This is a genomic window from Actinophytocola sp., from assembly GCF_050699935.1.
GTDB lineage: Bacteria > Actinomycetota > Actinomycetes > Mycobacteriales > Pseudonocardiaceae > Actinophytocola.
Genome location: NZ_JBOHGB010000093.1, coordinates 1 through 13,155, shown reverse-complemented (window position 1 = coordinate 13,155; position 13,155 = coordinate 1). Strand labels below are relative to the sequence as shown.

Here is a 13,155-nt window from a genome sequence, read left to right as displayed (position 1 = left end):
CTGCTAGTCCCTGTGGCCCGCCGTGGCGGCGAGGCGGTTGGCGCACTCCTCGATGAGCTCGGCCAACGAGTCGGAGAACAGGGTCTCCAGCGGGAACTCGATGTGCAGCTCCGCCTCCACCGCGGTCACCAGCTGGACCGACGAGTACGAGTGACCGCCCGCGGTGAAGAAGTTGTCGGTCGGCTCGGCCCGTTCGAGGCCGAGCGCGGCGCACCACGCGCCGTTGACGACGTCCGCGACGGACCGTCCACCGTCCATGTGGCCCTCCTCCGGCAGCACGGTCACCGCCCGCGCAGTGAGACGGCCATGCGCTCCGCACCCCAGGCGAAGTTCGAGCGCGTCCACCTGACCGGCTCGGTGAACTCCGCGTCCGCGATCTTGTCCACCAGCACCCGGAGGAACGCGCGCAGCTCCACCCGGGCGAGCCCGGCGCCGATGCAGAAGTGGTTGCCGAGACCGAGAGCCAGGTGCCGGTTGGGTTTGCGGTCCAGGCGCAGTGTGTCCGGCTCGGCGAACACCGACTCGTCCCGGTTTGCGGACGGGTTCCAGATCGCCACCCGCTCGCCGGCCCGGATGAGCTGACCGGCGACCACGGTGTCCTCGCGGGCCACTCGCAGCCGGTGCATCGCCGGGCTGGTGTAGCGCAGGACCTCCTCGACCGCGGTGTCCAGGTCGACGTCCCCGTTCCGCAGCCGTCGCCACTCGTCCGGGTGCGCCATCAACGCGAGCAACGCGCCGGCCGAGGACAGCCGGGTCGTCTCGTGCGCGCCGAGCAGCAGCACGTTGCAGTTCATGATGATCTCGGCGTCGGTCAGCGGCTCGCCGTCGACCGTGCTCGCGGCCAGGATGCTGACCACGTCGTCGCCCGGCTCCGCACGCCGCTGCGCGAGCAGCTTCGAGTAATGGAAGAAGATCCTGGCGTTCGCCTTCGTGCTCTCCGCGCTGGACACCGGGCAGCCGCTGTCGCCGAGCGAGGCGCCGAACGCCGTGCTGGTCAGGTCGATGAGGGTGCGGTGCTCCCGCCGCGCGACATCCATGAAGTGGCAGAAGATCACCGACGGCAGCACCGCGGCGACGTCGCTGACGAAGTCCACGCTGTCCTTGGCCAGCGCGTCGTCGATGAGCGGCTCCAACACCTCGTGCATCGTCTTTTCCAGCGAGGCCGTCCGCCTCGGTGTGAAGCACGCGTTCATCACCTTGCGGAGCTTGGTGTGCCGGGGCGGGTCCGTCACCGTCATCATCTTGCCCGCGGCCGCGTCGGTCGGCTTCGGGTCCAGGGTGAGGCGGATGCCGCGCTCGCAGGTGAACGCCTTGTTGTCCCGGTATACCTGGACCGCGGGCTCGTAGGACATGATCGCCCAGAACCCGCCGCCGTGTTCCGGCCGGTCGTTCCAGTGCACCGGGCTCGTCGCGCGCAGGTGCCGCCAGACCGGCAACGGGTCCCGGTCGGCGTAGAGGTCGGGATCGGCGACGTCGGCCGGCGGGGTCGGCCTGCTGTCGTGCTGGACGAGCGTCGCCATCACACGGTCACCTCGACCGGCAGGCTCTTGTACTCCAGCATGAAGTTCGACCGGAGCCACACCGGGTCGCCGGCCGGCCGCAGCCGCCCGGACCGGGCGCGCAGCCCAGTCAGCAGGGACGTCAGGCCCCTGCGACCGAACGCGGCGCCGATGCAGTGGTGCGGCCCGCTGGCGAAGCCGACGTGCCTGTTCGGGGAGCGGCCGAGGTCGAACCGGTTCGGCTCCGTGAACTGAGCCTCGTCCCGGTTCGCCGAGGCGAGCCAGAGCGTGACCGCGTCGCCCTCGGCGAGCTCGGTGTCTCGGACGCGGACCGGTCGGGTGACGACCCGCTGCACGTAGGAGGCGGTCGACGTCCAGCGCACGAACTCCTCGACCCCGGTGGGGACGAGCGCGGCGTCCGACCGCAGCCGCTCCCACTGGTCGACGTCGTTCATCAGCGCGAGCAGCCCGCCGTTCGCGCTGTGCTGCGTGGTCTCGTTGCCGCCGATCGCCAGGTTCATCAGGTTGAACAGCAGGGTGTCCTCGTCGAGCGCCTGCTCGCCCGGTCCGGGGGTCATCAGGATGCTGAGCGCGTCGTCTCCGGGCCGCGCCCGGCGCTCGGCGATCAGCTCGAGGAAGAAGTCGAACACGTCGGCCTGCGCGCCGGCCAGCCGCAGGGACTCCTCCTCGACGCCCCGCCGAAAGTCCGCGTCCCGGTAGCCGATCATCGTGCGGGTGAGGCGCACCAGCCGCAGCGCGTCCTCGTGCCCGATGCGCAGCTGCGCCATCAGCGCGCCGGCCGGCAGCTCCTGGGCGACCTCGACGGCGAAGTCACCGCCGCCGTCGCGCCACACTCGCGACAGCGCGGCGTCGACCCGGCGGTCCACCTCGGCGTCGACCCGGTCGACCATGCTCGGGGAGAACACCCGCTGCATGCGCCGGCGCAGCTGGCGGTGCTTCGGCGGGTCGGACGTCACCAGCATCTGGCCGGTCGCCGTGTCGACCTCGTTGCGGTACGAACCGCCGATGACGGTGCCGTGCGCCGAGCTGAACGTCTCGAAGTCGCGCAGCGCGGTGACCACGTCGGCGAACGTCGTCACCGCCCAGAACCCGCCGTAGGGCGTGGGGTTCCAGTGCACCGGGTCCTCCGCGCGCAACCGGGCCCACAGGCGGTGCGGGTCGCCGTTGACGAACGCGTCGGTGTCGTTGAGGTCGATGGCGGACACCGGGCCGAGGTCGACGGTCATACCGCGGCTCCCTTCCGCGTGGCGGCGTCCACGATCAGCGCCATGTCCGCGAGCACGGTGTTCTCCAGCACCGCCTCGAGGGTGAGCTCCGGCGCCCGGTCCCTCGTGATCCGTCTGCTCATGCGGAACGCCAGCATCGAGTTGCCGCCGACGGTGAAGAAGTCGTCGGTCGCGCTGATCTGTTCGGTGCCGAGCAGCTCCTCCCACACCCTGACGAGGTACCGCTCGGTGTCCGTACGCGGCGGCACGCGGTCGCCGCGGCCGCGCTCGCGGTCGGCGAGGCCGGTCAGCAGCGCCGCGGTGTCCCGCTTGCCGTGCGGCGTCGACGGGATCTCGCGCACCTGGACCAGCTCGGCGGGCACCTGGTAGTCCGGCAGCCGCTCCTCCGCGTACTCGCGCACGGTCGGCAGCGTGCCGCCGGTTGCGAGCACCAGGAACGCGACGAGCCTGCGGTCCTCGTCGCTGCCCTGGGGCAGCACCGTGGCGTCGAGCACGTCGGGGCAGGCCATCAGCGAGCGCTCCACCTCGCTCGGCTCCACCCGGTAGCCCCGCACCTTCACCTGGTCGTCGTTGCGGCCCAGGTAGTTCAGCGCGCCGTCGGGCCGCATGCTGACCAGGTCGCCGGTGGCGTACATGGCCGCTCCCGGTGGTCCGAACGGGTCCGGCAGGAAGCGTTCCGCGGTCTTGGCCGGGTCGCCGAGGTAGCCACGCGTGACCCCGGTGCCGCCGATGTAGAGCTCGCCGACCTCACCGGTCGCGACAGGAGAGAACGAGGGATCGAGCACCCGCAGCGTCACGCCGGCCAGGCCGATGCCGATCGGCACGCTGGTGTCGTCCCCCGCCACTTCCGCGATGTCGCGCGAGGTGGCGGCGGTCGTCCCTTCGGTCGGCCCGTACAGGTTGGTGAGCACGCCGGCGAACGTGCTGGCGAGCACGTTGCGGCAGGCGGCCGGCCGGATCACGTCGCCGCCGGTGAGCAGGAGCCGCAGCCCGGCGAACACCTCGGCGTCCTCCACCGCGATGTGGTTGAACGCCATGGTGGGCGCGAGCAGGACGGAGATTCGCCTGCGCCGCAGCGCCCGGCCGGGGTCCACCCGCACCAGGTCGGGCACCGACGGCATCATCACCACCTCGGCGCCGGCCGCGAACGAGTTCCACAGCTCGTAGTGGAACGTGTCGAACGAGACGTTGGCGACCTGTGCCACCCGGTCCGTCGCGACGAGCTGGGGGAGGACCGGGTTCATCGCGAAGTGCACGAGGTTGCGGTGCTCCACGACGACACCCTTCGGCGTGCCGGTGGAGCCGGAGGTGAACAGCACGGCCCCGGCGTCCTCCGGGCCGGGTGCCGGCAGCCGCGCCACCGGCCCGTCCGGTTCGGTGCGTGGCGCGTCGTGGTTCCACCCGACGGTGGGGATGTCGTCGCCGAGCGGCGGAGGCTCGTGCGCGTCCACCAACGTGACGCGGCAGCCCGCGGCGCGCAGCATCAGCTCGCGGCGCGCCTTCGGGTACCTCAGGTCCACGGCGACGTAGGCGGCGCCGGCCCGCAGCGCGGCGAGGATGCTCACCACCAGGTCGACGTCGCGCTCGCGGTGGATGCCGACGCGATCCTCCCGCCGGACCCCGTCGGCGACCAGCCTCCGGGCGAGTGCGGCGGACTCGCGGTCCAGCTCGGCGTAGGTGAGCGCGTGCCCGTCGTCGTCGCACACCGCGGGCCGGTCGGCGAACTCAGCGGCCGACCGCGCGAACAACTGGGTGATGGTCGATGGCCTAGTCATTCTGGAAACCGCCCGAAATCACGTGGAGCAACTCGTCCGGTGCCGATCGGTGGGTGAACTCGTCGCCGTTCAATGGAACGTGGTGCACCGTCCCGTACTCCTTCCACTCGTGCATTTCCTCCGGCCGGACATGGGTGTCCGCACTCCAGGTGATCGCGGTGACGTCGAACGGCGGACCCTCCGGTCCGTCCGGCGCGTAGCCGCAGGTCACCATGGTGTCGGCGCGCAACGCCCGCACCGAGATCGCCATGAGCGGCTCGGGCGGCGCCGGCTCACCGCGCGCCGCGCAGCCGCGGCGCAGCTCCGCGAAGAACTCGTCGTCGGTCGTCTCCGGCGTGAACGGGCCATCGGCGCCGCCGCCGAAGTAGCCGCCTCGGTGGGGCGCGAGGCACGAGGAGACGAAGAGCCGTTCGGGAGCGGGCGTGCCGATGGCGGTGAGCGCGACAGCGAGCGCGTAGCTCAACCGGGCCCCGTAGCAGTGTCCGAACAAGGCGTACGGCCGGTCGAGGTACGGCTCGAGTGCCGTGGCGGCGGCCGAGGCGAACTCACGCATGTCGGTGTACGCGGGCTCCCGCATGCGGTTCTCCCGGCCGGGCAGCTGGACCGGGCAGACCTCGATGTCGTCGATGTGCACCGGCCACTGCTGGAACACGCTCGCGCCGACGCCGGAGACCGGCAGGCAGAACAACCGCCCCCGCGCGCCCTGGTCGGGTTCCCGGATCAGCCAGCGGTCGATCATCGCGGAGCCTTCCCGACGCCGGCCGGGCGGGCGTCCACCCAGTTCTCCGCTATCCAGGAAAGGCATTCGCCTTTGTCGCCGTGCACCCCGGTCGGATGCCATCCGGCGGGCGTCGGCAATTCCGCCGGCCAAATGCTGTACCGCCCGTCCTCGGTTCGAACGGCGCGCCAGGGAATTTCCGTCATCGCATTTCTCCGACTGCCGGCACAAATATTTCTCGTCTCACCGTATACGTCGGGGTCGGCCCACCCATGTCACGTAGAAAGGGGACGGGCATCATGGCGCGACGTACTCGGGAACGGGCGCGGAGTTCACCGCGCCGGCCACGGCGCGCATTTTCGCGGCGGATGCGTCGTCGATCGCGACGCCCCAATAGGAGTGCCCGTCCACCGCGCATTCCGCGTAGGCGACCACCTTTCCGTTGAGCCGATGGCTCGACAGCGACAGCACGTGCACGTCGAGTCCCGTCCCGCACAGCGCCGAGGCGAAGGACTCCGGGTCGGTGGAGGTGAACCGGTGTGCGTGTCCGTCGAGCTCCACGTCCACGGCGCCTGCCTTGTGGCCGAGCATCCGCAGGCGCGGTCCGTCGCGGAGGTACTCCTGTGTGAAGAGCTCCCACAGGCGCTCAGGCCGCACCTCGCTCGCACTGTCCTCCGTGTACTGCTGAACCACCTGGCAGAACTCGACCTGCAGCTGTCTGGGCAGGTTCAGGCCGTACTCGGTTCGCAGGAGGTAGGCGACCCCGGCCTTGCCGGACTGGCTGTTCACCCGGATGACGGCCTCGTAGGTCCGGCCGACGTCCTTGGGGTCGATCGGCAGGTAGGGGACCTCCCAGCGGATGTCGGCGGTGGACCGCCCGGCCGCGTCGGCGACCTCGTCGAGTGCGTCGAGCCCCTTCTTGATCGCGTCCTGGTGCGATCCGGAGAACGCGGTGTAGACGAGGTCTCCCGCGTAGGGGTGGCGCGGGTGGATGGGCAGTTGCGTGCACTCCCTGGCGACCCGTCCCACGGCGTCGAGGTCCGAGAAGTCGATCATCGGGTCGATCCCGTGGCTGAACAGGTTCATGCCGAGCGTGACGAGGTCGACGTTGCCGGTGCGCTCGCCGTTGCCGAACAGGCATCCCTCGATCCGCTCCGCGCCGGCCATGACCGCGAACTCGGCCGCCGCGACCGCGGTGCCCCGGTCGTTGTGCGGGTGCACGGAAAGGCAGATGTGTTCGCGGTGGCTGAGGTTTCGGTGCATCCACTCGACCTGGTCGGCGAACCCGTTGGCGGTCGTGCACTCGACCGTCGCCGGCAGGTTGACGATCATCGGCCGGTTCGTGCCGGGCTGCCAGACCTCCGTGACCGAGTCGCAGATCTCGAGCGAGTAGTCGAGCTCCGTCGCGGTGAACGACTCCGGCGAGTATTCGAAGGTGATCGGCCCGCCGTCGTGCACGTCGGCGAGCTTGGTGATGAGCTGCGCGGCCCGGACGGTCAGGTCGAGGATCTGCGGCCGGTCGGCGTTGAACACGACCCGGCGTTGCAGCGGGGACACGGAGTTGTAGAGGTGGATGATCGCCTTCGGCGCGCCGTGGATCGCGTCGAAGCTGCGCTCGATCAGCTCGGCGCGTGCCTGCATGATCACCTGGATCGTCACGTCGTCCGGGATCAGGTCGCCCTCGATGAGCTCGCGCACGAAGTCGAACTCGATCTGGCTCGCCGACGGGAACCCGACCTCGATCTCCTTGTAGCCCATGCGAACGAGCTGCTGGAACATCCGGTGCTTTCGCGGTAGGTCCATCGGTTCGACGAGCGCCTGGTTGCCGTCGCGCAGGTCCACCGAGCACCACAACGGCGCGCTGCGGATCTGCTGGGCGGGCCACCGGCGGTCCGGCAGGTCGGGGCCTGTGAAGGCGCGATACCGGTGTACCGCCATACCGCTCGGTCGCTGCACGGATCCCGTCACGAAACGCGTGACCGCTTCCGTCGCTTCGGACATCGCTGGCCTCCTAGGAGTGCTTCAGTCGGGTGGACAAAATCTCTGCGAGCTCGTTCGCCTGGTGTTTCAGGAAGTAGTGCCCGCCGTCGTGCACGACCGCGAGATCGACGTCCGAGCTGAACCGTGTCCACTCGCGGTACCGCGTGGGGTGTTCCGGTGTTTCCGGATCGGTTTCCCCGGCCACGAAAGTGATCGGCGCCCGGAGCCGTTCGGCCGGCGTCGGCTTCGACCACCGGCTGGTGAAGTAGCGCCGCGCGGCGATGTTGTCGTGGTGGAAGTTGTGCATGACGAATGCCGCCGTCTCGTCGTCGAGGGCCTCGTCGAACCCGCCGAGCGACTTGAGGTAGCGCAGCTTCTTCGCGTTCGCCTTCGGGCTGTCCCGGCTCAGCAGACCGATGATGTCCACGCCCAGGGTGCGCACCTGGTAGAAGGGATAGGAGCCGGCGAGGAACAGTCGCTCGACGGCGTGCCCGTCCTGCTCGAGGAGCCGGGTCAGCTCGGTCGCGAGTGCCACTCCCATGCAGTGGCCGTAGACGGCGAGCGGCCGGCCGCGGAGCTCGCGCAGCTCCCGCACGCACGCCTGGGCAACCGACTCGACCGGCTGTGGCCGGCTGTGGCCGCCGAACTCGTGGCCCGGCAGCGCGATCGCGCAGAGGTCCACCTCCTCCGGAAGTGCGCGGGCCAGCGGCAGGTAGCTGGCCGCGCTGCCCCCGCCGAACGGCACACAGACGAGCAGTGGCGTGGTCCGCCCGCCGGCGAGTGCCGCCGGGGTCAGCGGCAGCAGGAGGTCGCCGTCCTCGTCGATGCGGGCCGCCACCGCGGTGGCCAGCTCCCGGGCGGTCGGGTGCGCGAGCAGGAGCGCGACGGTCGTGCCCGGGATCCGGCGCACGGCGCGGACCGCGGCGAACGAGTCGCCGCCGAGGTCGAAGAAGTTGTCGTCGACACCGATGTCCCGCGTGCCGAGGACGTCCTGCCAGACGGTGGTGATGAGGACTTCGGCGGGGCTGCGGGGTGGGGTGCGGTGGGTGATCTGCCGGTGGGCCGGTGCCGGGAGCGCGTTGTGGTCGAGCTTTCCGTTCGCCGTCACCGGAAGGGCCGGCAAGGTGGTGAGCGTGGTGGGCACCGCGGCTGGCGGCAGGTGTGCCGCCAGGTGTCGCCGGAGCTCGGCGTCGGTGGGCGCCGGGTTGGCGGCGGTCAGGTAGGTGGCGAGGTACGGACCGGGGGCCCGGTCGGTGCGCAGAACGGTGACCGAGGCGTGGACGGCGGGGTGGGCGGCGAGCACGTGGTCGATCTCGCCGGGTTCGATGCGCTGGCCGCGGAGCTTGACCTGCCGGTCGACGCGGCCGAGGTACTCGAGCGTGCCGTCGGGCAGGTGGCGGGCGCGGTCGCCGGTGCGGTACAGGCGGGACCCGCCGATCGGGAGGGGGTTCGCGGGGAACCGTTGTGCGGTCAGGCCGGCCTGGTTCAGGTAGCCGCGGGCGAGTTGGACGCCGCCGAGGTACAGCTCGCCGGGCATGCCGACGGGCACCGGGCGCATCCCGTCGTCGAGGACGAAGGTGGCGGTGTTCGCGATCGGACGTCCGATCGGGACGGTGTGGGCCGGACCGGGATCCTGGCAGTCCCACCACGTGACGTCCACGGCAGCTTCGGTGGGCCCGTACAGGTTGTGCAGCGCGACACCGGGCAGCAGTTCGTGGCACCGGTCCTTCAGCGCGACCGGCAACGCCTCGCCACTGCAGATCACCAGCCGCAGCGCGGTCTTCTCCAGACGGGCGACGTCGGGTTCCTCGAGGAACAGCCGCAGCATCGACGGCACGAAGTGCATCGTGGTCACCCCGTGGTCGGCCACCAGTCGGGTCAGGTAGGCGCTGTCGCGGTGGCCGCCGGGCTCGGTCAGCACGATCGTCGCGCCGGTCATCAGCGGCCAGAAGAACTCCCACACCGACACGTCGAAGCTGACCGGTGTCTTCTGCAACACCCGATCCGCCGGCCCCAGACCGAAGGTGTCCTGCATCCACAACAGACGGTTGCGGATGGCTTCCTGGGAGACCACAACGCCCTTCGGCCGGCCGGTCGAGCCCGACGTGTACAGCACGTATGCCGGGTCCGCGCCGGACACCGCGACCGGCGCCGGCGGCGCCTCCTGCGGTGCGAAGGGCTCGTCGAGGCAGCGCAGCTCCACATCGGACGGTAGTGCGCCGAGGAGGTCCCGTTCGGTCAGCACCGTCGCGAGCTCGCAGTCATGCGCCATCAGCCGCAGCCGCTCGGGCGGGAACGACGGGTCCAGCGGCACGAACGCCGCACCTGCCCGCACGATGCCGACCAACGCCACGACCAGCTCGACGGACCGTTCGCAGCACACGCCGACCAGGGCGCCGGCGCCGACTCCACGAGACCGCAACCAACCCGCCACCTGGCCGGACCACTCCCACAACCGTCCATATGAGATCTCGTGGCCCTGGGCGTCCACCACTGCGATCCCGTGCCGCGAGCCCACGTCCGTCGCCAGCAGCTCCGCGAGCCCGCCGCCGGGTCCGAAGTCACGCGCGGTCTCGTTCCAGGCCGCCACCTGGTCCCACTCGTCCGCCGACAGCGACGAGATCGCGGACAGGTCGTCGGTGTCCGGGTGCTTCGCCAGGTGTTCGAGGATCGTCACGAGGTGGTTCGCGATCGCGGTGACGTCGTCCGGCGCGAACCGGTCCACGTGGTGGAGTAGCCGGATGCGCGTGTCCGGCGCCGTCGCGATCATGATCGTCAGCGGTTCGCTGGTCTTCTCGAACCCGCTGCCGGCGTTGAAGGTGAGCTTCCCGGACAGGGAGTCGACCTCGACCAGCCTGGGGAAGTTGTCGAACACGACCACACTGCCGAAGAGCTCGTCACCCGGACGCACGCCGGCCAGCCGCTTGACCCGCGAGAGCGGGATGTACTCGTAGCGCCGAGCCTCGACCAGTCGCTCCTGGACGGTCCGGAGCCACTCGCCGACGGACTGCCTGCCGGGCGCGCGGAGCCGCAGCGGCAGGGTGTTGATGAGCAGCCCCACCATGGCGTCCACCCCGGGCAGGTCCGCGGGCCGGCCGGAGCTGGTGCAGCCGAACAGGATGTCGTCGGCCCCGCTCAGCCGGTGCAGGAGAAGCGCCCACGCCGACTGGAAGACGGTGTTGAGCGTGACCTGGTGCCGCGCGGCCAGCTCACGAAGGCCGGCCACGGTCGCGTCCGCGAGCAGCACCTCCCGCTCGGCCACCCGGACGGGCGCGGCGCCGGGCTCCGGGGCCGTCCGGTGCGACAGCAACGTCGGCTGCGCGCCCTGCAGCGTGTCCGCCCAGTACTTCTCCGCACTCGGCAGGTCCTGCTTCTGCAGCCAGTCGATGTAGTGGCGAAACGGCGGCGCGCCGGGCGGTGCCGTGCGCTCGCCCGCCGTCAGTGCGCGGTAGTTGGCCAGCAGTGTGCGCATCACGATCGGCGCCGACCAGCCGTCGAGCAGGATCATGTGGTGCGTCCAGACGAACTCGTGCTCGTCGTCGGCGAAACTGACCAGGGACATCCGGGTCAACGGCGCCGCGGCGAGGTCGAAGCCGTCGAGCCGGTCCGCCGCGAGGAACCGGGCGAGCCGCTCCTCCCGGTCACCGGCCGGGACCGATCGCCAGTCGTGCCAGACCGGTTTCGCCGGCGCCGTGCGGTGGACTACCTGCAGCGGCTTGTCCAGTCGATCCCAGTGGAACGAGGTGCGCAGCACCGGATACGCCGCGACCACCTGCCGCCACGCCTCGCCGAGCGCGGCCTCGTCCAGCCGGCCGGTGAGGCGGAAGCTGCGTTGCGCCACGTACATGTCCGCGTCGCCGTCGTACGTGCTGTGCAGCAGCATCCCGTGCTGGAGCGGGGACAGCTCGTAGATGTCCGCGATGTCGCTGGCGTTCATGACCTACGCCGATCCCTCCTGGAGTCCACTGAGGAACGCGTCGAGCTCCCCCTGGCTCAGGCGCGCGCCGGGGAAGTCGGACGGGGTGTGCTCGACCGCGTCCGTCGACGCGCAGTGCGCCATGACGGCACGCAGCTGGGCGAGGTAGCGCGACGCGAGCCGCTCGACCGTCTCCCGCCGGTGCACGTTCGCGCTGTACCGCCAGTCGACGCGTAGCACCCCGCCGGTCACCACACCACTCACCTCGAGCAGGTACGGCCGGGCGCCCCTCGGGCTCTCCGTGGGTTCGACGACGTCGTCGAGCACCGCGAACGAGTCGTCGGTCGGGAGCAGGTTGTCGAACTGCCCGAGATAGTTGAAGACCAGCTCGGCCGGCCGCGCGGCGGCGATCTCGGGATGCGACCCGGCGGTCGCGCACCGCAGCAGGTGCCACCCGATCCCGCCGTCCGGCACCGTCCGCAGCCGCTCCTTGACCGCCTTGAGGGTCCCACCCGGACCGGACGCGAGGTCCGCGTCCAGCACGACCGGGTGGACGATGCTGAGCCAGCCGACCGTCCGCAGCAGTGAGACGTCCGGGAAGAGTGTTTCCCTGCCATGGCCTTCCAGGTCGACGACGTGCGAGCCGGCGCCCGTCCACTCGGTCAGCGTCCTGGCCAGCGCCGCGAGCAGGAGGTCGTTGATCCGCAGGTGGTGGGCCGCCGGCACCTGCCGCAGCAGCGCGTCGGTCTCCGCGGCCGCGAGCGTGGCGGTGATCCGGCGCCGAGACCCCACCAGGTTCTCCGCGTGTCCGCCGGCGAGGTCGACGGGCAACGGCGCGACCGGGGTCCGCGCCACGTCCGCCCAGTACGGGACCTGCGCGGCGAGCTGCGGCGAGGACGCATAGGCGTCGAGCCGTTCGGCCCACGTGCGCAGCGAGGTCGTCTTCGCCGGGAGGGCCCGCCGCGGGTCCCCTTCGCAGAGCGATCGCAGGTCCTCGAACAGGATCCGCCAGGACACGCCGTCCACCACCAAGTGGTGTGCGAAGACCAGGAGCCGATGCGGCCGGTCACCCAGGTCGAACAGCAGTGCCCGCACCAGCGGACCGTCGACGAGGTCCAGGGTCGCCTGCGCCTGCGCGCTCAGCGCGGCGACCCGCGCGTCCTGCTCGGCCGCGGACAGCCCGCGGAGGTCGAGGTGACGGCACACCGGCTGACCCGGGTCCGGCACGACTTCGGCGCGCGGCGGGCCGCCGGCCGTCGTGAACCGTTGCCGCAGCCCGTCATGGTGGGCCACCAGCCGGTCGAACGCCTGGCACAGCCGGTCGGAGTCGTAGGACCGGTCGACTGCCAGCAGCACGGCCAGGTTCCAGTGGTGCGGCTCGGCGAACCGCTGCGCGAAGAACCAGCGTTGCAGCGGCAACGGTGGGAACGGTCCGGTCACCGGACTGTCGTCCGGCCGCGCCTGCTGTGCCGAGGCGGCCCGCTCACTGAGCTCCGCGACCGTCGGGTGCTGGAAGATGTCGATGGGGGAGATGCGGACGCCCATCGCCTCGGCGCGCGACGCGATCTGGATCGCGAGGATGGAGTCCCCGCCGATCTCGAAGAAGTTGTCGTGCAGACCAACCTGGTCGACACCGATGACCCGCGCCCACACCGATGCGATCTGTTGCTGCCTCGGCAGTGCGGGTGCGACGAAGTCCTCCTCCGGCGCCGGTGCGTCCTGAGTGGACTCAGCGAGCGCGTCCAGGTCGATCTTCCCGTTCCGCGTCACTGGGATCGCGTCGTGGAACTGGAAGATCGACGGCACCATGAACGCGGGCAGGGTTCGTTCCAGCGAGCGGCGCAGGTCCCGGCCGGTCGGCGCCGGACCCGGTTCGGCCACGACGTGTGCGGCCAGCCGCCGGTCGCCTTCGGTCACCTCCCGGACGGTGACGACTGCCTGGCGGATCCCGGTGCAGCGCACCAGTGCGGCCTCGATCTCGGCCAGCTCGATCCGGTACCCCCGGATCTTGACCTGCCGA

The 13,155-nt window shown here is 71.0% G+C and carries 9 protein-coding genes; all 9 read right to left on the bottom strand.

Annotated elements, in window-relative coordinates; translation table 11 throughout:
• Nucleotides 1–3: 3 nt before the first annotated feature.
• Nucleotides 4–258 (bottom strand): phosphopantetheine-binding protein, encoded by a 255-nt coding sequence (locus ACRDTB_RS25355; RefSeq protein ID WP_431434217.1) that lies wholly within the window; start codon nucleotides 256–258, stop codon nucleotides 4–6.
• Between the two features lie 23 nt (nucleotides 259–281).
• On the bottom strand, nucleotides 282–1,520 hold the full coding sequence (locus ACRDTB_RS25350) for a cytochrome P450 (protein ID WP_431434215.1): 1,239 nt from the start codon (nucleotides 1,518–1,520) through the stop codon (nucleotides 282–284).
• A complete protein-coding gene (locus ACRDTB_RS25345) occupies nucleotides 1,520–2,746 on the bottom strand; it encodes a cytochrome P450 (RefSeq protein WP_431434213.1) in 1,227 nt (408 codons plus the stop codon). The genes ACRDTB_RS25350 and ACRDTB_RS25345 overlap by 1 nt, the downstream gene beginning before the upstream one ends.
• Nucleotides 2,743–4,521, bottom strand: a complete 1,779-nt coding sequence (locus ACRDTB_RS25340; protein WP_431434210.1) for a non-ribosomal peptide synthetase — start codon at nucleotides 4,519–4,521, stop codon at nucleotides 2,743–2,745. Before ACRDTB_RS25340 ends, ACRDTB_RS25345 begins: the two co-directional genes overlap by 4 nt.
• Nucleotides 4,514–5,260 (bottom strand): thioesterase II family protein, encoded by a 747-nt coding sequence (locus ACRDTB_RS25335; protein ID WP_431434208.1) that lies wholly within the window; start codon nucleotides 5,258–5,260, stop codon nucleotides 4,514–4,516. The genes ACRDTB_RS25340 and ACRDTB_RS25335 overlap by 8 nt, the downstream gene beginning before the upstream one ends.
• A complete protein-coding gene (locus tag ACRDTB_RS25330) occupies nucleotides 5,257–5,445 on the bottom strand; it encodes an MbtH family NRPS accessory protein (protein WP_431434206.1) in 189 nt (62 codons plus the stop codon). Before ACRDTB_RS25330 ends, ACRDTB_RS25335 begins: the two co-directional genes overlap by 4 nt.
• Nucleotides 5,446–5,536: 91 nt before the next feature.
• The gene (gene leuA, locus ACRDTB_RS25325; RefSeq protein WP_431434204.1) at nucleotides 5,537–7,240 is read right to left on the bottom strand and encodes a 2-isopropylmalate synthase; all 1,704 of its coding nucleotides are present in this window, start codon (nucleotides 7,238–7,240) and stop codon (nucleotides 5,537–5,539) included.
• Between the two features lie 10 nt (nucleotides 7,241–7,250).
• Complete coding sequence (locus ACRDTB_RS25320) at nucleotides 7,251–11,156, bottom strand: non-ribosomal peptide synthetase (RefSeq protein WP_431434202.1); 3,906 nt, start codon at nucleotides 11,154–11,156, stop codon at nucleotides 7,251–7,253.
• A 3-nt stretch (nucleotides 11,157–11,159) separates the two neighbouring features.
• Nucleotides 11,160–13,155 (bottom strand): condensation domain-containing protein (locus tag ACRDTB_RS25315; protein ID WP_431434200.1); only part of this gene is annotated, 1,996 nt, incomplete at its 5' end.

Excerpts from the sequence above, each read along its gene's own strand:
- ACRDTB_RS25340 (WP_431434210.1), bottom strand. The coding sequence starts at position 4,521 with ATGACTAGGCCATCGACCATCACCCAGTTGTTCGCGCGGTCGGCCGCT.
- ACRDTB_RS25335 (WP_431434208.1), bottom strand. The coding sequence starts at position 5,260 with ATGATCGACCGCTGGCTGATCCGGGAACCCGACCAGGGCGCGCGGGGG.
- leuA (WP_431434204.1), bottom strand. The coding sequence starts at position 7,240 with ATGTCCGAAGCGACGGAAGCGGTCACGCGTTTCGTGACGGGATCCGTG.
- ACRDTB_RS25355 (WP_431434217.1), bottom strand. The coding sequence starts at position 258 with ATGGACGGTGGACGGTCCGTCGCGGACGTCGTCAACGGCGCGTGGTGC.
- ACRDTB_RS25320 (WP_431434202.1), bottom strand. The coding sequence starts at position 11,156 with ATGAACGCCAGCGACATCGCGGACATCTACGAGCTGTCCCCGCTCCAG.
- ACRDTB_RS25345 (WP_431434213.1), bottom strand. The coding sequence starts at position 2,746 with ATGACCGTCGACCTCGGCCCGGTGTCCGCCATCGACCTCAACGACACC.
- ACRDTB_RS25350 (WP_431434215.1), bottom strand. The coding sequence starts at position 1,520 with ATGGCGACGCTCGTCCAGCACGACAGCAGGCCGACCCCGCCGGCCGAC.
- ACRDTB_RS25330 (WP_431434206.1), bottom strand. The coding sequence starts at position 5,445 with ATGACGGAAATTCCCTGGCGCGCCGTTCGAACCGAGGACGGGCGGTAC.